Source organism: Pseudomonas sp. SHLD1 (assembly GCF_028640935.1).
GTDB lineage: Bacteria > Pseudomonadota > Gammaproteobacteria > Pseudomonadales > Pseudomonadaceae > Chryseomonas > Chryseomonas aestiva.
Genome location: NZ_JAQZAD010000011.1, coordinates 183146 through 202766, shown reverse-complemented (window position 1 = coordinate 202766; position 19621 = coordinate 183146). Strand labels below are relative to the sequence as shown.

17 protein-coding genes and 1 pseudogene are annotated in these 19621 nt (G+C 65.6%); 8 read left to right on the top strand and 10 right to left on the bottom strand.

All coding sequences use genetic code 11. The features are described 5' to 3' along the window. Window positions 1-9 precede the first annotated feature (9 nt). Both PVZ77_RS04250 and PVZ77_RS04245 read left to right on the top strand, forming a co-directional pair. Entirely contained in the window at window positions 10-648 is a 639-nt protein-coding gene (locus tag PVZ77_RS04250) for a glutathione S-transferase family protein (RefSeq protein ID WP_273810011.1), read from the top strand. Continuing rightward, on the top strand, window positions 645-1592 hold the full coding sequence (locus tag PVZ77_RS04245) for a Nudix family hydrolase (RefSeq protein WP_273810009.1): 948 nt from the start codon (window positions 645-647) through the stop codon (window positions 1590-1592). The genes PVZ77_RS04250 and PVZ77_RS04245 overlap by 4 nt, the downstream gene beginning before the upstream one ends. Before the next feature lie 451 nt (window positions 1593-2043). Here PVZ77_RS04245 and PVZ77_RS04240 read toward each other — a convergent pair whose 3' ends face one another. Genes PVZ77_RS04240 through PVZ77_RS04230 form a run of 3 tightly spaced genes read right to left on the bottom strand, consistent with a single transcriptional unit; the run spans window position 2044 to window position 4579 of the window. Further along, window positions 2044-3093: an alkene reductase gene (locus tag PVZ77_RS04240; RefSeq protein WP_133862116.1), complete on the bottom strand. Its 1050-nt coding sequence runs from the start codon at window positions 3091-3093 to the stop codon at window positions 2044-2046. Between the two features lie 15 nt (window positions 3094-3108). Next, complete coding sequence (locus tag PVZ77_RS04235) at window positions 3109-4272, bottom strand: MFS transporter (protein WP_273810007.1); 1164 nt, start codon at window positions 4270-4272, stop codon at window positions 3109-3111. Between the two features lie 16 nt (window positions 4273-4288). After that, window positions 4289-4579: an ArsR/SmtB family transcription factor gene (locus tag PVZ77_RS04230; RefSeq protein ID WP_273810005.1), complete on the bottom strand. Its 291-nt coding sequence runs from the start codon at window positions 4577-4579 to the stop codon at window positions 4289-4291. Window positions 4580-4774: 195 nt separating this feature from the next. Here PVZ77_RS04230 and PVZ77_RS04225 point away from each other — a divergent pair. The 4 genes and pseudogenes from PVZ77_RS04225 to PVZ77_RS04210 all read left to right on the top strand — a co-directional run bounded on the left by PVZ77_RS04225 (window position 4775) and on the right by PVZ77_RS04210 (window position 10618). Beyond that, a pseudogene (locus PVZ77_RS04225) lies at window positions 4775-5493 on the top strand (OmpA family protein). Between the two features lie 250 nt (window positions 5494-5743). After that, on the top strand, window positions 5744-7882 hold the full coding sequence (locus tag PVZ77_RS04220) for a putative bifunctional diguanylate cyclase/phosphodiesterase (RefSeq protein ID WP_273810002.1): 2139 nt from the start codon (window positions 5744-5746) through the stop codon (window positions 7880-7882). A gap of 182 nt (window positions 7883-8064) precedes the next feature. Beyond that, the gene (locus PVZ77_RS04215; RefSeq protein WP_273810000.1) at window positions 8065-9219 is read left to right on the top strand and encodes a phospholipase D-like domain-containing protein; all 1155 of its coding nucleotides are present in this window, start codon (window positions 8065-8067) and stop codon (window positions 9217-9219) included. A gap of 94 nt (window positions 9220-9313) precedes the next feature. Then, complete coding sequence (locus PVZ77_RS04210; RefSeq protein ID WP_273809999.1) at window positions 9314-10618, top strand: acyltransferase family protein; 1305 nt, start codon at window positions 9314-9316, stop codon at window positions 10616-10618. Here PVZ77_RS04210 and PVZ77_RS04205 read toward each other — a convergent pair. Continuing rightward, window positions 10545-10961, bottom strand: a complete 417-nt coding sequence (locus tag PVZ77_RS04205; RefSeq protein ID WP_273809997.1) for a putative quinol monooxygenase — start codon at window positions 10959-10961, stop codon at window positions 10545-10547. The two genes, PVZ77_RS04210 and PVZ77_RS04205, sit on opposite strands and share 74 nt — an antisense overlap. Window positions 10962-11035: 74 nt before the next feature. Beyond that, window positions 11036-11437 (bottom strand): ketosteroid isomerase-related protein, encoded by a 402-nt coding sequence (locus PVZ77_RS04200; RefSeq protein WP_273809996.1) that lies wholly within the window; start codon window positions 11435-11437, stop codon window positions 11036-11038. A 105-nt stretch (window positions 11438-11542) separates the two neighbouring features. On the opposite strand from PVZ77_RS04200, the gene PVZ77_RS04195 reads away from it, so the two are divergent. Both PVZ77_RS04195 and PVZ77_RS04190 read left to right on the top strand, forming a co-directional pair. Continuing rightward, window positions 11543-12130 carry a GNAT family N-acetyltransferase gene (locus PVZ77_RS04195; protein ID WP_273809995.1) on the top strand — a complete coding sequence of 196 codons (588 nt, stop codon included), beginning with the start codon at window positions 11543-11545 and terminating at the stop codon, window positions 12128-12130. Further along, on the top strand, window positions 12127-13011 hold the full coding sequence (locus tag PVZ77_RS04190) for a carbon-nitrogen hydrolase family protein (protein ID WP_273809993.1): 885 nt from the start codon (window positions 12127-12129) through the stop codon (window positions 13009-13011). Before PVZ77_RS04195 ends, PVZ77_RS04190 begins: the two co-directional genes overlap by 4 nt. A 46-nt stretch (window positions 13012-13057) precedes the next feature. Here PVZ77_RS04190 and PVZ77_RS04185 read toward each other — a convergent pair whose 3' ends face one another. From PVZ77_RS04185 to yaaA, 5 genes are all read right to left on the bottom strand, one after another. After that, complete coding sequence (locus PVZ77_RS04185; protein ID WP_273809991.1) at window positions 13058-14578, bottom strand: fumarate hydratase; 1521 nt, start codon at window positions 14576-14578, stop codon at window positions 13058-13060. Window positions 14579-14808: 230 nt separating this feature from the next. Then, window positions 14809-15783, bottom strand: coding sequence for a 2-hydroxyacid dehydrogenase (locus tag PVZ77_RS04180; protein WP_273809990.1), 975 nt, complete (start codon window positions 15781-15783; stop codon window positions 14809-14811). Window positions 15784-15811: 28 nt separating this feature from the next. Further along, on the bottom strand, window positions 15812-16675 hold the full coding sequence (locus PVZ77_RS04175; protein ID WP_273809989.1) for a TIGR01459 family HAD-type hydrolase: 864 nt from the start codon (window positions 16673-16675) through the stop codon (window positions 15812-15814). Window positions 16676-16792: 117 nt separating this feature from the next. Then, the gene (locus PVZ77_RS04170) at window positions 16793-18253 is read right to left on the bottom strand and encodes a mannose-1-phosphate guanylyltransferase/mannose-6-phosphate isomerase (protein WP_187981188.1); all 1461 of its coding nucleotides are present in this window, start codon (window positions 18251-18253) and stop codon (window positions 16793-16795) included. 397 nt (window positions 18254-18650) lie between these two features. Further along, window positions 18651-19430 carry a peroxide stress protein YaaA gene (yaaA, locus tag PVZ77_RS04165; RefSeq protein ID WP_273809988.1) on the bottom strand — a complete coding sequence of 260 codons (780 nt, stop codon included), beginning with the start codon at window positions 19428-19430 and terminating at the stop codon, window positions 18651-18653. Window positions 19431-19621: the final 191 nt, after the last annotated feature.

The window sequence follows — 19621 nt, the reverse complement described above, 5'->3', positions numbered from 1 at the left end:
AATCCCCGCATGTCCCAGCTGCAACTCATGATCGGCAACAAGAATTTCTCCTCCTGGTCGCTACGGGCCTGGCTGGCCATGGAGCTCAGCGGCGCTGCCTTTGAAGAGGTGTCGATCCCGCTCTATACCCCCAACAGCCGCGCCTTGCTCAAGGCCCAGTCGCCTACCGGCAAGGTGCCGGTGCTCAAGCTGGCCGAGGGCACCATCTGGGATTCCCTAGCCATCGTCGAGTATCTCGCCGAGGCCTATCCCGATGCCGGGCTGTGGCCGACGGACACCCTTGCCCGCGCCCATGCCCGGGCGCTGTGCGCCGAGATGCACAGCGGCTTCCTCGCCCTGCGCCGCGAGCTGCCCATGGACCTGCGTCGCCGCCAGCGGCTGAAGTCGACCACCGCGGAGGCGGTGGAAGACATCCAGCGCATCCAGCGGCTGTGGCGCGAATGCCGCGAGCGTTACGGCCAGCAGGGTCCTTACCTGTTCGGCACGCCGACCATTGCCGATGCCTTCTATGCCCCGGTCGCCAGCCGCTTCCGCAGCTACGGGGTGGAACTGTCGGTCGAGGCGGCCGCCTATGTCAAAACCGTCTACGCCTGGCCGGCCTTCCAGCGCTGGCTGGCGGAGGCTGAAACGGAGGAGCAGAGCGCATGACTCGTCTGCATGTCGTCGCGGCGGTGATCCGCGACCCCCAGGGGCAGATCCTTATTGCCCAACGCCCCGCGCACAAGCACCAGGGCGGTCTCTGGGAATTTCCGGGAGGCAAGGTGGAGGCCGGTGAAGCGCCGGCCGTGGCCCTGGCGCGCGAACTGGCCGAGGAGCTGGGTATCCAGGTGACAGCGGCTCGCCCGCTGCTGCAGGTGCGCCACGACTATCCCGATCAGGCGGTGCTGCTGGATGTCTGGCAGGTGGACGCCTTTACCGGCGACGCCCATGGCGCCGAAGGCCAGCCGCTGGCCTGGGTGGCCCCGCGTGATCTGGTCAACTACGACTTCCCGGCGGCCAACCGACCCATCGTCCAGGCGGCGCGTCTGCCAGACCGCTACCTCATCACTCCTGGCGAATTGACCACCGCGGAATTGCTCAACGGCCTGCACCGGGCTCTGGACAGTGGCATCCGCCTGGTCCAGCTGCGCACGCCGGACAACTTCGATCCGCAGTACCGCGACCTGGCGGGCGACGTCCAGGGGCTCTGCACCGGGCGCGCCCAGCTGATGCTCAAGGGGCCGCTGGAATGGCTGGGCGATTTTCCTGCCGCCGGCTGGCATCTGACCGCCGAGCAGTTGCGCCGCTATGCGCCCAATGGCCGGCCCTTCCCGGAGCAGCGCCTGCTGGCGGCTTCCTGCCACGACGCCGAGGAACTGGCCCTGGCCCGGCAGATGGGCGTGGATTTCGTCACCCTGTCGCCGGTGATGCCCACCGCCAGCCACCCCGGCGCCCCGACCCTGGGCTGGGTCAAGGCCCAGCAACTGCTGGCCGACTGCGACCTGCCGGCCTACCTGCTGGGAGGGCTGGGCGATGACGACCTCGCCGGCGCCTGGCAGGCCGGCGCCCAGGGCGTGGCGGCGATCCGGGCGTTCTGGCCTACACCGGCGTAGGTTGGCGCTAAGCGCAGCGAAGCCCAACAGGGATGCATCGTGCTCGTGCCTGTTGGGCTTCGACGATAGGGCCGTCTCAACCCAACCTACGATTCTCGGCGTAGGTTGGGTTGAGCGCAGCGAAGCCCAACAGGGATGCATCGTGCTCGTGCCTGTTGGGCTTCGACGATAGGGCCGTCTCAACCCAACCTACGACTCTCGACGTAGGTTGGCGCTGAGCGCAGCGAAGCCCAACAAGGATGCATCGTGCTCGTGCCTGTTGGGCTTCGACGATGAGGCCGTCTCAACCCAACCTACGATTCTCGACGTAGGTTGGGTTGAGCGCAGCGAAGCCCAACAGGGATGAACTGTGCTCGTGACCCTGGGCTTCGACGGTATGGCTGTCACAGCCGTCGGTGAAGGCCACAAAAAAGCCCGCCAATTGGCGGGCTTTTCCTATCGGCGGAGAAAATTACAGCCGCGGATAGTCGATGTAGCCCACCGGCCCCTTGCTGTAGAAGGTATCCGGGTGCGGCTCGTTCAGCGCGGCGTCCTGCTCCAGCCGTTGCGGCAGATCCGGGTTGGCGATGAAGGGCACGCCGAAGGCCACGGCATCGGCCTTGCCTTCTTCCAGCCAGGCATTGGCCTTGGCCTTGTCGAATTTCTCGTTGGCGATGTAGACGCCACCAAAGGCTGCCTTGAGGTCCGGGCCCAGGCTGTCGCTGCCAGCCGCTTCGCGGATGCAAATGAAGGCGACCTGGCGCTGACCCAGCTCGCGAGCGACATGGCCAAAGGTGGCGGCAGGGTCGCTGTCGCCCATGGTGTGCATGTCGCCACGGGTGGACAGATGCACGCCGACGCGATCGGCGCCCCAGACATCAATGCAGGCATCGGTCACTTCCAGCAGCAGCCGGGCACGGTTCTCGATGGAGCCGCCATAGTTGTCGGTGCGCTGGTTGGTGTCGCTCTGCAGGAACTGGTCGAGCAGATAGCCATTGGCCCCATGGACCTCGACGCCATCGAAGCCGGCGCGCTTGGCGTTCTCGGCGCCATGCCGATAGGCGGCGACGATGCCGGGGATTTCGGCGGTTTCCAGCGCCCGCGGGGTGACATAGTCACGCTTGGGACGCAGCAGGCTGACGTGACCCTGAGCGGCGATGGCGCTCGGCGCCACCGGCAGTTCGCCGTCGAGGTAACGGGGATCGGAGATGCGCCCCACATGCCAGAGTTGCAGCACGATGCGGCCACCAGCCTTGTGCACGGCGGTGGTCACGCGTTGCCAGCCGGCCACCTGCGCGTCGGACCAGATGCCGGGGGTGTCGGGATAGCCCACGCCCATGGGGTCCACCGAGGTGGCCTCGGTGATGATCAGACCTGCCGAGGCGCGTTGCACGTAGTACTCGACCATCAGATCGCCCGGGACCCGGCCCGGTTCGGCGCGGCAGCGGGTGAGGGGCGCCATGATGACGCGGTTGGGCAGTTCCAGGGCGCCGATCTTGATCGGCTCGAACAGCTGAGTCATGGCTAGCTCTCTTGATTAGCTGGCGGTCGCCAGGCCGCTCTTGCGGGCCTGGCTGGCAGTCAGCAGGGTGGCGATGAGCGCCAGCAGGGCGAGCCCGCTGGCGGCGAGGGGTACCGCGGTAAGACCCAGGCCGTGGTCGATCACCAGGCCGCCGACCCAGGCGCCGAGGGCATTGCCCACGTTGAAGGCGCCGATGTTGAGGGTCGAGACCAGATTCGGCGCGTCCTTGCCGAAGGTGACCACGTTGATCTGCAGGGCCGGCACGGCGGCGAAGGCGGCCGCGGCCCAGAGGAAGAGGGTGATCTCGGCGGGCAGGAAGGCATGGCCGGTCCAGCGTAGCGCGGCGGAGGTCAGCGCCAGGGCGACGAAGATGCCCACCAGGCTGGTGGCCAGGCGCCAGTCGGCCAGCCGGCCGCCGATGAAGTTGCCCAGGGTCAGGCCCAGGCCGATCAGCAGCAGGGTACCGGTGACGCCTCGCGGCGAGACACCGGTGACTTCCTGCAGCAGCGGCGCCACATAGGTGAAGAGGGCGAACATGGAGGCGGCGAAGAACACCGTCATCGACAGCGCCAGCCAGAAGCCCAGGCCGCGCAGGGCGAGCAGCTCCCGGCGCAGGTCGGCGCGCGGCTGGTTGCGGTCGGCCGGCAGTACCCGCCAGAGCCCAACCAGGGCGACCACGCCGATCATCACCACCGCCCAGAAGGTCGAGCGCCAGCCGGCCGCCTGGCCCAGGGCGGTACCCAGGGGCACGCCCAGCACATTGGCCAGGGTCAGGCCGGTGAACATCAGGGCCACCGCCGAGGCGCGGCGATTCTCCGGGACCAGGCTCGCGGCGACGACCGCGCCGATACCGAAGAAGGCGCCATGGCAGAGGGCGGTGACCACCCGCGCCAGCATCAGCATGTTGTAGCCGCTGGCGACAGCGCAGAGCAGGTTGCCGACGATGAAGATGCCCATCAGGGCGAGCAGGGCGCGCTTGCGCGGCCAGTGGGCCGTGGCCAGGGCCATGAAGGGCGCGCCGACGGCCACACCCAGGGCATAGCCGGTGACCAGCCAGCCGGCGCTGGGGATGGACACGCCGAGATCGGCGGCGACGTTGGGCAGCAGCCCCATGATGACGAATTCGGTGGTGCCGATGGCGAAAGCGCTCAGCGCCAGCACGATGAGAGAAGCGGGCATCAGGATTCCTTGCAGACTAGAGTTCGCGAGCGAGACGTTGCAGAAAGGCCTGGATGGCGGCCTCGTCGCGTTGGTAGAACACCCACTGACCGATGCGCCGCGTGGTGACCAGGCCGGCTCGGGTCAATACCGCCAGGTGCGCCGAGACCGTCGATTGCGACAACCCGGCACGGGCCTCGATTTGCCCGGCGCAGACGCCGGTGTTCAGGTCATGGTCCTGGTGCGGAAAGTACTGCCGGGGATCGCGCAGCCAGTCGAGGATCTGGCGACGCAGGGGATTGGCCAGGGCTTTGAGGATCTCGTCCATCACGGTCGCATCGTCATATTGGGTTGTAGCGAACCTTAGATCGTAAAAAATCGATATGCAAGCTATCCATCTTCGATTCTGCCTATCGTGGGCTTAGAGGCTCACTATCGCGATAAGTGTCCAGAGGCGCCGCTTCGTTCAGTTGCGATTCAGATCACGCGGCTAGAATTGCCGGGTGCGGCCCCGTTCGCCGCAATGGATCTTCAAGGAGTAAAGACATGGCGCTGCCCACCCGTATCCTTCTCGCCAGCCTGGCCCTGGCCACCCTGGCCGGATGCGCTTCCCCCAATCCCTACGAAAATCAGGGTCAGGCCAGCGGTGGCACCTCCAACACCGCCAAGTACGGTGGCCTGGGCGCTCTTGCCGGCGCCGTCGCCGGTGCCGCCATCGATCACAATCATCGGGGCAAGGGTGCGCTGATCGGCGCCGCGGCCGTGGGTGCGGCGGCAGCGGGCTACGGCTACTACGCCGACCGCCAGGAAGCCGAATTGCGCCGGCAGATGGAAAACACCGGCGTCGAGGTGCAGCGCCAGGGCGATGACATCAAGCTGATCATGCCCGGCAACATCACCTTCGCCACCGATTCGGCCGACATCGCCAACAGCTTCTACAAGCCGCTGAACGACCTGGCCAATTCCTTCAAGCAGTTCGACCAGAACAGCATCGAGATCGTCGGCTATACCGACAGCACCGGCAGCCGCGCCCACAACGTCGAGCTGTCCCAGCGCCGGGCGCAGAACGTCGCCGGCTACCTGACCGCCCAGGGCGTCCCCGCGGCGCGGCTGAGCACCCGGGGCGCCGGTCCCGATGCGCCCATCGCCAGTAACGCCACCGCCGATGGCCGGGCGCAGAATCGTCGCGTCGAGGTCAATCTGCGGCCCCTGCCGGGAGCCACCGGCACCCCGGCCCAGTAACGACCGCTCGTCGCCTGCGACCCGCAGTTTCCGCGCCCTCGTGAGGGGCGGCGGAAACTGCTTTTCCATTTTGCGCTCTGATAGACGTCGTAAAGGGAGCCTCCCGCCGATTGGCAGGAGGCATGCTCCTGTCCGGCTGCTACGCTAGTAGGGTTGGAGCGACACATCGCATAACGGACACGAAGGGAAGGGGTAGCCAGCCGCACATGGCTGCTGCACGGCGGCAGAGGCCGCGGGGAGAAAAGGCTTGATGGAGTGCCCGTTGCCGCAGACAGAGCAAGGTCCGGTATTGCTGGTGGTGGACGACCGCCAGGAGAACCTGTTCGCCATGCAGGCGGTGCTGGAGGTCGGGAACTGGCGGGTGATCACCGCTGCCTCGGGTGAGCGTGCCCTGCAATACCTGCTGGACGAAACCGTGGACCTGGTGCTACTCGACGTCCAGATGCCGATCATGGACGGCTTCGAGGTGGCGCGCATCATGCGCAGCAACCTGCGCACCCGCTTCACCCCGATCATCTTCGTCTCCGCCGAAGCCCACTCCTACGAATCGGTGTTGCGTGGCTATGCCACCGGCGCGGTCGACTATCTGCTCAAGCCCGTCGATCCCAATATCCTCCGCCACAAGGTGCGCTCGCTGCTCGATCACGAGCGCAATCGTCGCGAGTTGCTGCAGGCCACCCAGCAGCTGGAACTGGCCAAGTCCTTCAGCGACTCGCTGCTCGACAATGCCGCCGAGGGCATCCTCACCGTCAACGAGCAGGGCCGGGTGACCTTCGCCAACGCCGCCATCGCCCGCATGTTGCGCTGCAGCGTCAGTGACCTGGTGCATGCCAACTTCCTCGACTTCCTCGAAGGGGGCAGCGGTCTCGACGACTGGCAGACCTCGCCCTTCATGGAGCACTACGACCGTCGCGAGACCTATCGCCTGCATGACGCCCGCCTGCGTACCAATCGCGGCGACAGCCTGCCGGTGGCGCTGTCCTGCGCGCCGCTGCCGCGCATGCAGCGGGCCATGGTCATCATCGCCCTGGACATGTCGCGCATGCGCGAGTTGCAGGACCAGCTCGAATCCCAGGCCGTCACCGATGCCCTGACCGGGCTGCTCAATCGCCGCGGCTTCAACCAGACCCTGGAAGCGGCGCTGGCGCGCAGCGGTCGCAACGGCAAGCGCATGGCCGTGCTCTACATCGACCTCGACGGTTTTAAGCGCATCAATGATTCTCTCGGCCACGAGGCCGGGGATCGGGTGCTGTGCATCGTCGCCGAGCAGCTCAAGAGCTGCATGCGGCCCTACGACATCCTGGCCCGCATGGGCGGCGACGAATTCACCGCGCTGCTCGATTCCCTCGAGCATCCCGAGGATGCCGCCCGCGTCGCCGAGAAGCTCCTGGAGCTGCTGGCCACGGTGCATCGCATCGACGGCATGGAGGTCAGCCTGGGCGCCAGCATCGGCATCGCCAGCTATCCCGATTGTGGCCATACCGTGGACGGCCTGCTGAGATCCGCCGACATTGCCATGTACGAGGCCAAGCGCGGCGGACGCCAGCAGTACCGCTTCTTCTCGCCGGAAATGAATGGCCGTGCGCGTTCCCGGCTGATGCTCGAAGAAAGCGTGCGCAATGCCATCGACAACAAGGATTTCGTCCTCGCCTACCAGCCGCAGGTCTATCTGCGCGATGGCCGCCTACGCGGCTTCGAGGCGCTGCTGCGCTGGGAGCACACGGTGGCCGGCAAGGTCTCGCCCAGCGTCTTCATTCCGCTGCTGGAAGAGACCCGGCTGATCAACCGCATCGGCGACTGGATCTTCCGCGAAGGCGCCACCAAGCTGCAGTCCCTGCAGGAGATCTACGGCGACGAACTGTTGCTGAGCATCAACCTCAGTCCCGTGCAGTTTGGCATGCCGCAATTGGCGGAGAGCCTGCGCCAGATCATCGAGACCCATGGGTTGCAACCCAGGCAGATGGAAATCGAGGTGACCGAGTCGGCGCTGATGCACGACATCGACTACACGCGGGCGCAGCTGTCGCAACTGCGGGCCCTCGGTGTGCGCATCGCGGTGGATGACTTCGGCACCGGCTATTCCTCGCTGGCATACCTGCGCCACTTCGAGCTGGACACCCTCAAGATCGATCAGTTGTTCATCGCCAACATGCTGGACTCCTCGCGCGACGCCGCCATCGTCAGCACCATCCTCGAGCTGGGCCGCAACCTGGATCTGGAAGTCATCGCCGAGGGCGTGGAGACCCTGGAGCAGCGTGACTGGCTGATCGAGCACGGCTGCGAAATCATGCAGGGCTTCCTGGTCTCCCGACCGCTGAGCGCCGAGGTGACCGGACGCTTCCCCCAGCAGGTGGACTGGGCCGCCAAGCGGCCCGAGCCAACGCTCTAAGCGCCCTGCGGCCTGCGCCAGCGGCGAGCCGCCGTCCATCGGCGCAGGCCGCGAGCCAGGTGGCGGGCCAGGGCCGCCAGGACCTCCCGGGCCGGCACCTGGCCAGCCAAACCACGCACGCCACTGAACGAACACTCGTCCGTGCCTTCTTATGCAATGGCCACAGGCACGGAGTAGGAAGCATGCGGGGCGCCGTCTTTCCATGGCGGGAAAACAACAGGTTCGAATTGCTGGTGGACGGCGGTCGGTTCTTTCCGGCCATGCTCGAATCCATCGCTGGTGCCAGTCGCCAGATCGATGTCGAACTCTATCTGGTGGAAGCCGGCAGCTGCTCCGAGCAACTGCTCGTGGCCCTGACCGAGGCGGCCCGACGGGGCGTCGCGGTACGTTGCCTGTTCGATGGCTTCGGTACTCTGCGGATGGACGCCGCCTTGCGCCGTCAGCTCGAGGAAGCCGGCGCCGAGCTGCGCGTCTTTAATCCCGTGCGCTTCGGCCACGGCCTGCATAACCTGCATCGCGATCATCGCAAGATCTTCATCATCGACGGCGAAGAAGCCTTTGTCGGTGGTAGCGGCGCGACTGACGACTTCTGGGATCCGGCCAAGAGCGACTGCAACTGGCACGAGGTCATGGTGCGCATCCAGGGTCCGCTGGTGGAAGACTGGCTGGCCCTGTTCGAGCGCCAATGGGAAGCGGTCGGTCGCCGCCGCGCCTGGAAGCCGCGTCCGCGGCGGGGACGCGAGCGTCCACCGCCACCGCCCGCTGCCCAGGAAGGGCAGGGCCGGGTCGCCTATGCCGATGCCCGGCAGCACCGTGACATCCTCCAGGCACTGATTCGTGCCCTGGTGGGTGGCCAGGAACGCATCTGGTTCGCCACGCCCTATTTCCTGCCGACCTGGCGCGTGCGCTGGGCGCTCAGGCGCGCGGCGCGCCGCGGCGTCGACGTGCGCCTGCTGCTCACCGGCCGGCACACTGACAATCCGCCGGTGCGTTTCGCCGGGCAGCGCTACTACCGCAGCCTGTTGCGCGCCGGTGTACGCATCTACGAATACCAGCCGAGATTCATCCACGCCAAGATGGTGCTGGTGGACAACTGGGTCAGTGTCGGCTCCTGCAACTTCGATCACTGGAATCTGAGGTTCAACCTGGAGGCCAATGTCGAGGCAGTGGATCGCGGCCTGAGTCAGGCGGTGGCGGCCAGCTTCGTCAAGGATTTCGCCCAGAGCCGCGAGATCACCCTGGAGTTCTGGCGCAGTCGCCCCTGGTGGAGACGGGCGCGCGAATGGCTGTGGGGTTCCCTGGATCGGCTGGTGATCGGTGTACTGGGTCGCGGTTAGCAGCCCCGGTTGTCAGGTGCGGGTAACATAACCGATCCGGCGCTGTTGGCCGGACCCATCGTCCCGTGGACGAGGCCAGACGAGTAACGCCTTAGTGCAGACTTTAGATAAACACCGCTTCATCGGTCTGGAGTGGCTCAGGTTCCTGATGGGTTTCTATGTGGTCGTCTACCACACCATCCATTTCTATCCCGAGCGCAAGACCATCCCCCTGCTGGACGAGATCACCAGCATGGGCTTCTTCGCCACCAGCACCTTCTTCGTGCTCTCCGGCTTTCTGCTCGCCCATGTCTATTGCGGTCGCGGCAGCCTGCGCGAGCCGGCGCGCAGCTTCTGGGTCAAGCGTTTCGCCAATCTCTATCCGATCCACATCTTCGCCCTGCTGCTGGCGATGGCGGTGGTGACCTGGATCGGCAGTCTGGGTATTCCGCCGGGCGCGGCCACGGCCAGTGTCCGCTTCGTGGTGTTCGACACCAACGAACCCCTGGCGCGAACCAACCCCGAACTGTTCCAGCACTTCATGACCAACGCGGAGCTCGCCTTCAACGCCGTGTTGCAGCTGTTCATGCTGCAGGCCTGGAATCCCTATTACCTCACCTTCAACGCGCCCCTCTGGTCGATCTCGGCGCTGTTCTTCTTCTATCTGACCTTTCCCAAGCTGGCCCCGCGGCTGATGACCAGCGAGCGTCCCTGGCAGCTGTTGCTGCTGGTCTGGGTGCTCTATCTGATTCCGCCGCTGCTGGTGATCGCCAACCAGAACTATGGCATGCCCTTCACCGGCCTCCTGCAACGGGTGCCCCTGTTCCGCTTGCCGGAATTCCTCGCCGGCATCCTGCTGTATGCCGTCTTTCGCCGCCAGCACGCGCGGGGCTGGGCGCCGTCGGAAAGGCAGCGGCTGTTGCTGGCGAGCTACCTGATCCTGAGTTTCGCCCTGGGTACGGCACTCTTCACCCATGGGCCCAAGTTCTGGTACTTCCTCTTTCACAACGGCCTGTTCCTGCCGTCGCAACTGATCCTGGTCTACCTGGCCGCGCTGGCACGGGAACCGGTCAGCGAGCGCATCCGCCACTGGTCACCGCGGCTGGGAGCGGCGTCACTGTCGATGTTCGCCCTGCATGTGCCCCTGTCGGGCATCTACATGACCCTGGAACAGCTGATCGGCGGCGATCTCAAGGCCTGTATGAGCGGCAATCGCGAGGTCTGTATCGCCGCCGCCGGGGCCTATACCAACTCCATCGAATGGTACTGGCTGTTCCTGCTGGCGGTGGTGGTGCTCTGCGTGCTGTTCCAGGAGCGGCTGGTGGTGCCGACGCGCAAGCGCATTCTCAAGGTGCTGCTGCCGCGCCTGGCGCCGCAGCAGAAGCCGACCCAGGCCAGCGGCGGAAGCCTTCGGCCATGACGAAGAAGCGCGCATTCAGCGCCGCCAGCGGCTCACGCAGCTGCTCCAGCTGATCGGCCGCCCCGAACACCTCGAAGCGTTCCAGGGTGGCGATGGCCTGGGCCTGCTCCAGCAGATCGCCGACGTTGTCCAGGTGGGCCAGCAGCGCCTGGGCATCGCGATAGCCTTCGCGGCAGCGCGCCGTGGCGCCGTCGTAGCAGAAGCCATAGTAGAGGCAGCCGGGTTCGCTCTGGGTGCGTTGCAGCATGGCCTCGCCCAGGCGCCTGAAGGCCTCGACCTGATCGGGCTGGATGGCGAAGACGGGGGCCAGGCTACAGACGGAATCGCTGGGAAGAGTGGGCATGGAAACTCCTGGGTCAGGGGTGATCTCCATGCGACCCCTGCCGAGGGGACGGCGCTCCCGTGAACTGACGGACGTCAGCCACCGACCTGGGCGATCCAGTCGTTGAGGTTGTAGTAGTTGGTCACCCGCGCCACCTTGTCGTCGCGGATCTCGAAGAAGGCTCCCACCGGCAGGTGGTAGGTCTGGCCGCTGGCCGGCGGCAGGCCTTCGTCGCTGGCCAGGTACTCGCCATGGATGACGAATTCGGCGGCGGCGCGGCGCCCGCTGGGTTCGGCCATGACGACCAAATCGGTCAGGCGTTCGCGATAGCAGCGATTCATGTGTGCCATGAAGGCCGCGAAGGCGGCTTTGCCCACCTGCCGCTCGCCCTGGTTGATGTCGTGGACCACATCATCGGTGAGCAACTCCAGAAAGATGTCCATGTCGCCGGCATTGAAGGCGGCGTAGTAGGCGTCGATGAGGTCGGTCGTGGTCATGGCGGTTCCTGTCGTGAACGAAAAAATGGCATTGCCCGCGCATGGTAGGGTGCCGCTACGAGGCCGACATAGCCATTCACGTCTCCTGCTTAACCAGAAGAGTCCATGGACATCCAACTCCTCCACGGCGCTGCCATCGCCCCGCTGATCCCCGAACTCGCCACCCTGCGTATCACGGTCTTTCGCGAATTTCCCTATCTCTACGACGGCACCCCGGACTACGAGTCCCGCTATCTGCAGACCTACGCCCAGTCGCCGGACAGCCTCTGCGTGCTGGTCCGCGATGCCGGCCGGGTAGTGGGCGCTGCCACCGCCCTGCCGCTGGCGGACGAGACCACGGAATTCCAGCAGCCCTTCCTCGCCAGTGGCTGGCCAGTAGAGCGGATTTACTACTTTGGTGAGTCCCTGCTACTGCCGGCCTACCGCGGCCAGGGACTTGGCCGGCGCTTCTTTGCCGAACGCGAGGCCCGGGCGCGGCAGCTGGGGCGCTTCGCCTGGTGTGCCTTTTGCGCCGTGCAGCGTCCGGACGACCATCCCCGGCGGCCGCCGCACTACAAACCGCTACACAGCCTCTGGCAGCGTCAGGGCTTCACCGAACGGCCGACGCTGACCACCCAGTACCGGTGGCAGGATCTCGACGAAGCATTCGAGTCGCCCAAGCCCATGACCTTCTGGCTAAAGGAGTTGCCATGATCCGCCTCGCCGCCTGCCAATACGCCATCGACCTGCTGGAGTCCTGGGACGCCTACGCTGCGCACCTGACCGATCTCTGCGAGGAAGCCGCGGCCGAAGGCAGCCAGCTGCTGCTATTGCCTGAATACGCCGGCCTGGTGCTCAGCGGCCAGCTGCCTCCCGACGAGCGCAGCGACCTGCAGGGCTCCATTGCCGGCATCCAGCCACTGATTCCGGCTTGGCGCGACCTCTGTGAAAGTCTGGCACGCCGGCTGCGGTTGTACCTGTTGCCCGGTTCGCTTCCCGTCCTCGATGACGATGGCCGGTACCGCAATCGCGCCTGGCTGTTTGGTCCCGAAGGCTGCCTGGGCCATCAGGACAAGCTGATGATGACCCGCTTCGAGCGAGAGGAGTGGGACATTTCCGGCGGCCGCCAAGGTTTGCGGACATTCGATACGGCCCTCGGGCGTCTCGGCATCCTGATCTGCTACGACAGCGAATTCCCGCTGCTGGGCCGCCACCTGGCCGAGGCGGGCGCGGACCTGATCCTGGTGCCGAGTTGTACCGATACCGTCGCCGGCTTCCACCGGGTGCGGGTCGGTGCCCAGGCCCGGGCGCTGGAAAACCAGGTCGCCGTATTGCAGTCACCGACGGTGGGGTTGGCATCCTGGTCGCCGGCGCTGGACGAAAATGTCGGCCGCGCCGGGCTCTTTGTCCCGCCGGATCGTGGCATGCCCGCGGACGGCGTGATCGCCCAGAGCGCAGAACTCTGTCCGGACATCGGCCAGTGGCTCTATGCCGACCTGGACCTGGACGAGGTGCGACGAGTGCGGACCCAGGGCCAGGTGTTTATCCGCCATGACTGGCTGGAGCAGTGGCAAGTGCTGGAACCCAGGCGCTGAATGAAAAAAGCCCAGCACTGAGCTGGGCTTTTTCGTGGGACGGAACCTAGATCTCGACGGCGAGGCTGTCGGCGATCTTCTTCTGCCACACCTGCGGGCCAGTGATGTGCACCGACTCGCCACGGGTATCGACGGCCACGGTCACCGGCATGTCCTTCACCTCGAACTCATAGATGGCTTCCATCCCCAGTTCCGGGAAGGCCAGCACCTGGGAGCCCTTGATGGCCTGGGCCACCAGGTAGGCAGCGCCGCCCACGGCCATCAGGTAGACCGCCTTGTGGTCCTTGATCGCCTCGATGGCGATGGGGCCACGCTCGGACTTGCCGATCATGCCCAGCAGACCGGTCTGGTCGAGGATCTGGCGAGTGAACTTGTCCATGCGGGTCGCCGTGGTGGGACCGGCCGGGCCGACCACCTCGTCGCCCACTGGATCGACCGGGCCGACGTAGTAGATGAAGCGGCCCTTGAGGTCCACCGGCAGCGACTCGCCCTTGTTGAGCATGTCGACCATGCGCTTGTGGGCGGCATCGCGACCGGTCAGCATCTTGCCGTTGAGCAGCACGGTCTCGCCGGGCTGCCAGCTCTGCACCTCTTCCGGGGTCAGGGTGTCGAGGTCGACGCGACGAGCGCTCGGACCGGCTTCCCAGACGATTTCCGGATAGGCGTCCAGCGGCGGGGCCTCCAGGGCTGCGGGACCGGAGCCGTCGAGCACGAAGTGGGCGTGACGGGTGGCGGCGCAGTTGGGGATCATGCACACCGGCAGCGAGGCGGCGTGAGTCGGGTAATCCTTGATCTTGACGTCGAGCACCGTGGTCAGGCCACCCAGGCCCTGGGCGCCGATGCCCAGCTGGTTGACCTTGTCGAAGATCTCCAGGCGCAGCTCTTCCAGGCGACTCTGCGGGCCGCGGGCCTTGAGCTCATGGATGTCGATCTCGTCCATCAGCGATTCCTTGGCCAGCACCGCGGCCTTCTCGGCGGTGCCGCCGATGCCGATGCCCAGCATGCCCGGCGGGCACCAGCCGGCGCCCATGGTCGGCACGGTCTTGAGCACCCAGTCGACGATGGAGTCGGACGGGTTGAGCATGGCCATCTTCGACTTGTTCTCGGAGCCGCCGCCCTTGGCCGCGACATCGATCTCCACGGTGTTGCCGGGGACGATCTGGTAGTGGATCACCGCCGGGGTGTTGTCCTTGGTGTTCTTGCGAGCACCGGCCGGGTCGGCCAGGATCGAGGCGCGCAGGACGTTTTCCGGCAGGTTGTAGGCGCGACGGACGCCCTCGTTGATCATCTCGTCCAGGCTCAGGGTGGCGCCGTCCCAGCGCACGTCCATGCCGACCCTGGCAAAGACGGTGACGATGCCGGTGTCCTGGCAGATCGGCCGATGGCCGGTGGCGCACATCCGCGAGTTGATCAGGATCTGGGCGATGGAGTCGCGCGCGGCGGCGGATTCTTCGCGCAGATAGGCCTCGTGCATGGCCTGGATGAAGTCGACGGGGTGGTAATAGGAGATGAACTGCAGGGCGTCGGCAACGCTCTGGATCAGGTCATCCTGCTTGATCACGGTCATGTACGCGCTCCTCTTGGCGGTTTCTTGCGTCTCGGCCACGGACGGTGGCGAGACGGGCGCGCAATTCGGGTCGCACGGACCGGGCCGCGAAGGAGCCCGATCGGAGGGGTGGCCTGACACACTGAGAGAGGCCCACCCGGCCAGGGCGGCCGACCCGAGAGCGGCGCGGCAGTATAGCCTTTAAGCGGCCGGACGGCACGCCACCTGGGTCGACGGTGGGCGATCGGCGCCTAGCGGCGGTCCAGGGCCGCCGGATTGACCAGATCGGTCGGCTGCTTGCCTTCGAGGGCCGCGATCAGGTTGTTCACCGCGCGTTCGGCCATGGCGTAGCGGGTCTCGTGGGTGGCCGAACCTATGTGCGGCAGGGTGACCACGTTGGGTAGTTCGAACAGCGGCGAGGCCTCCAGCGGCTCACGGGTATAGACGTCCAGGCCCGCGCCACGGATCTGGCCCTGGCGCAGCGCCTCGATCAGCGCCGGCTCGTCGATGACCGGGCCACGCGCCAGGTTGATCAGGATGGCGCTGGACTTCATCAGCCCCAGTTCGCGTGCCCCGATGAGGCCTTCGGTAGCGGCTGACAGGGGCACCACCAGGCAGACGAAGTCGGCTTCCCCGAGCAGGTCGTCCAGTTCGCGGCGCTGGGCACCCATCTGCTCTTCCAGCTCGGGCTTGGCGCTGTTGGCGGTATAGAGAATCGGCATGTCGAAGCCGAAGTGGCCGCGCTTGGCGATGGCCGCGCCGATGCGGCCGGCGCCGACGATGCCCAGTGTACGGCCATGGATGTCGGTGCCGAAGTGTTCTTCGCCGATACCCTTGCGCCAGTGTCCGGCCTTGACGAAGGCATCCAGCTCCGGCACCCGCCGGGCGGCGCTCATCAGCAGGGTGAAGCCGAGATCGGCGGTGGTGTCGGTGAGCACGTCCGGGGTGTTGGTGAGCAGGATGCCGCGCTCGGTCAGGTAGTCCACGTCATAGCTGTCGTAGCCGACCGAAACACTGGCGATGGCTTCCAGGGTGGTGGCCATTTCCAGCTCTTTCTCGCCCAGCTTGCGACTGGCGCCGATCAGACCCTGGGCCTTGGCTGCGGAAGCGGCGAAGAGATCGATGTTGGCACTGAAGGGAATCACCTCGACCGTGAAGTGTTCGCGCAGGCGTTCCACCAGCTGTTCGGGCAGGCGGTTGAAGACCACTACGTGCTTCTTGCTCATCGATACCTCGGCATGTGGGAAAAGGGGGTCAGGCCAGACCGGCTGCCGCGAAGCGCGGCAGCGCGGGATGCTGCTCCAGCAAGGCGGTAAGACCTTCGCGGGTGGGCTCCTGATTGAAGTCCAGGCCCAGGGCCTCGCGGTGGATGCCGGTGGCGGCCAGCCACAGACAGTCGATGTCCGCCGCCACCGCACCAGGGACGTCGGTCACCAGGGAATCCCCCACGAACAGCAGGCGCTGGGCACCCCGTTCGGCCAGCGCCCCTGCCGCGCAATGGAAGGCATAGGGATCGGGCTTGCCGTACCAGGTGACCGCGCCACCCAGGGCGGCGAAGCGATCGGCCAGCTTGCCGGCCGCATAGAAGGGTAGACCGCCGGATACCACGTTGCGATCCGGATTGGCGCAGAGAAAGGGCTTGTCCAGGGCGGTGGCCAGGGGCGCGAAGCGGGCTTCCAGCTCGTCTTCCGGAAAGCTGCCGACGCCGAGGATGATGGCGGCCTGGTCGATGTCCTCGACGAAACGCGCGCGGATCTCCGCGGGCCAGCCCGCCTGGCCGGTGCCAGGACCGGAGAGGTAGATACTGCCTGTGCGGAATTTCGGGTCCTGCTGAAAGGCGTCGATGGCCAGCTGGCCCGAGGTGGTGATGCCGGCGAAGAGTTCGCGTGGCACGCCCAGCTTGCCCAGTTCTTCGACCATGCCGTCCGCATCGCGCGAGGCGTTGCTGAGGAACCACACCGGCTTGCCCTCGGCGGCGCGACGCTGCAGCCAGGCGCGGGCACCGGGAAAGGTCTCGTAGCCGTCGATCAGCACGCCCCAGAGGTCGAGGATGAAGCCGTCGTAGGCGGCCAGCGCCTCGTCCAGTTGATCGAGGCGGAGCAGGGTGGGAGCGGTCATGCGGCGGATCCGATGGCGAAAAGGGGAAACGACAAGCCTAACCCGTTTTGCCGAGCGGCTGCCGAAAACACAGACACCGGCCTGAGCCGGTGTCTGTTTGGTGCCTGCTGGCAGTGCTTAGCGCGTGGGCGCCTTGCCGGCCTTGGCGACTTCCAGGGCCTGGGTGTCGACGCGGCCGTAGATGTCCTCGAAGCGGACGATGTCGTCTTCGCCCAGGTAGCCACCGGACTGCACTTCGATCAGCTCCAGCGGTACCTTGCCGGGGTTGGCCAGGCGGTGCACGGAGGTCATCGGCAGGTAGGTGGACTGGTTCTCGGTCAGCAGGAAGACCTTGTCGTCACAGGTGACCTCGGCGGTACCGGAGACCACGATCCAGTGCTCGGCACGGTGGTGGTGCATCTGCAGCGACAGCTGAGCGCCCGGCTTGACGGTGATGCGCTTGACCTGGAAGCGCTGGCCCATGTCGATGGAGTCGTAGGAACCCCAGGGACGGAAGACCTCCTGGTGCGCCTTGACCTCGTTGCGGTTCTGCTTCTCGAGGGCATTGACCAGCTTCTTGACGTCCTGGACCTTGTCCTTGTGGGCGATCATGACCGCGTCCTTGGTTTCCACCACGACCACGTTTTCCAGACCGACCAGGGTCACCAGCTTGCCGTTGCCGTGTACCAGGCAGTTGCGGCTGTCATGCAGGACGACGTCGCCCTTGATGACGTTGCCGTTGTTGTCCTTGGCATGCACGTCCCACAGCGCGGACCAGGAACCGACATCGTTCCAGCCGGCGCTCATGGGCACCACGCAGGCGCGGGTGGTCTTTTCCATGACGGCGTAGTCGATGGAATTGTCCGGGCAGACGGCGAAGGTGGCGGCATCGATGCTGATGTTGATGCCGTCGATGCTGCTGCGCTCCAGCGCCAGCAGGCAGGTGTCATAGATGTCGGTATCGTGCTTCTTCAGCTCTTCCAGGAAACGGCTGGCGCGGAACAGGAAGATGCCGCTGTTCCAGCAGTAGTCGCCGGAGGCCACGTATTCGGTGGCGGTGACGGCATCGGGCTTCTCGACGAAGCGCTCGACGCGGGACACGCCCTGGGGCAGACCGTCGTTGGAACCGGTCTTGATGTAGCCGTAGCCGGTCTCGGGCGCGGTGGCCGGAATGCCGAACAGCACCATCTCGCCACGCTCGGCGGCGGCGGCGGCCTGTTGCAGGGCGGCCTTGAATTCGGCTTCGTCCTCGATCACGTGATCGGCGGGCAGCACCAGCATCAGGTCGTCCTTGCCGTCAGCGACCAGTTGCATGGCAGCGATGGCCACGGCCGGCGCGGTGTTGCGACCGAAGGGCTCCATGATCAGCGCCTGCGGCTTGCACTCGACGGCCTTGAGCTGCTCTTCCACCAGGTAACGGTGTTCGGCGTTGCAGACGATGATGGGGCAATCGATGCTGCCCTCGCAGCCCAGGCGATTGATGGTCTCCTGGAACATGGTCTGTTCGCTGGTCAGGGCCAGGAACTGCTTGGGGTAGAGCTTGCGCGAGAGGGGCCAGAGTCGCGAGCCGCTACCACCGGACAGGATGACGGGAATCATGGGCGTTACTCCTTCAGCGTCTGCTGATTTGTGGCCGCTGTCCCTGAGGTCGGGACGAAGCGTCCATGCTTCGAAAGATCAACCGGCCGAAAGGTCGGCCGGTACAAATTGAACGTGCGGACTGATTGCCATTGGCCAGCATGACCCGGGGCAAGGACCAGACAAAGACAGAATCAAACGAAAGTGGTTCTCAGCGAATTTTCCTTTTTTCGGAAAGGCAGCGGTTTTGAGAGGTCCGGCAACTTTTCGCGCCTGGAACGTCTCCGCTACGGGGCTGAAACCTTTTTTATTGGAGGGAGATGACAGTCTTTCACGGATGGCAGGCACCGAATGTGACCCTCTAGCCAGTTCGATGGCCCCGCGTGCGGGCAATTGTGCCATCCGTCGATTCGCTCGGCTAATTCGGCGGTGTATCGCGCAGAAACACCAGCTTGTCGGTCGAGGAACGCTCGGTCGAGTAGCGATAACCCTGGTCACCGAAATCGCGCAGGTCGTCCACCGTGGGGACGCGTTGCCTGATCACGTGCCGCGCCATCAGGCCCCGTGCCTTCTTGGCGTAGAAGCTGATGATCTTGTAATCGCCATTCTTGAGATCGCGAAACTCCACATCCACGATCCGGGCCTGCAGGCGCGTGCGGCGCACCGCGCTGAAATACTCGTTCGAGGCCAGATTCAGCAGGACCTCGTCACCCTGGGCCGCAAGATCCGCCTTGAGCCAGTCACTGATAAGGTCGCCCCAGAAGGCATAGAGGTCCTTGCCGCGCGAATTGGCGAACTTGGTGCCCATCTCCAGGCGATAGGGTTGCATGAGGTCGAGAGGGCGCAACAGGCCATAGAGTCCGGACAGCATGCGCAGGTGCCGCTGGGCGAAGTCGAAGTCGTCTTCCTGGAAGTCCTCGGCGGCAAGGCCGGTGTAGACGTCGCCTTTGAACGCCAGCAACGCCTGCTTGGCATTCTCCGGCGTGAAATCCGGGGTCCAGCTGCCGAAGCGGGCGACATTGAGCGTGGCGATCTTGTCGGACACCCCCATGAGCGCGGCGACCTCAGCCGGGGCGAGCAGGCGGAGCCCGTCGATCAGTTCGCGGGAATGCTCGAGGTATTGCGGCAGGGTATGGCGGGACGTGCTCGGCGGTGTGCTGTAGTCCAGCGTCTTGGCGGGTGAAATCACCATCAGCATCGGCTTGGCTCCTCTTGGCGAGGCGCCATTCTAGAAGTCTCCGTCGCCGGGCTCCAGTGGGCCTTGCCGATGGGATCGATAGGTATTGACCACGTTCCCGAGGCGAGGTTGCCGGGTCAGGAGGCAGGAAATAGGGGCGCGCGAAAAAAATCGGGTACGGCCAAAAAAAGCTTTTGTGCCTCAGGTCTTTT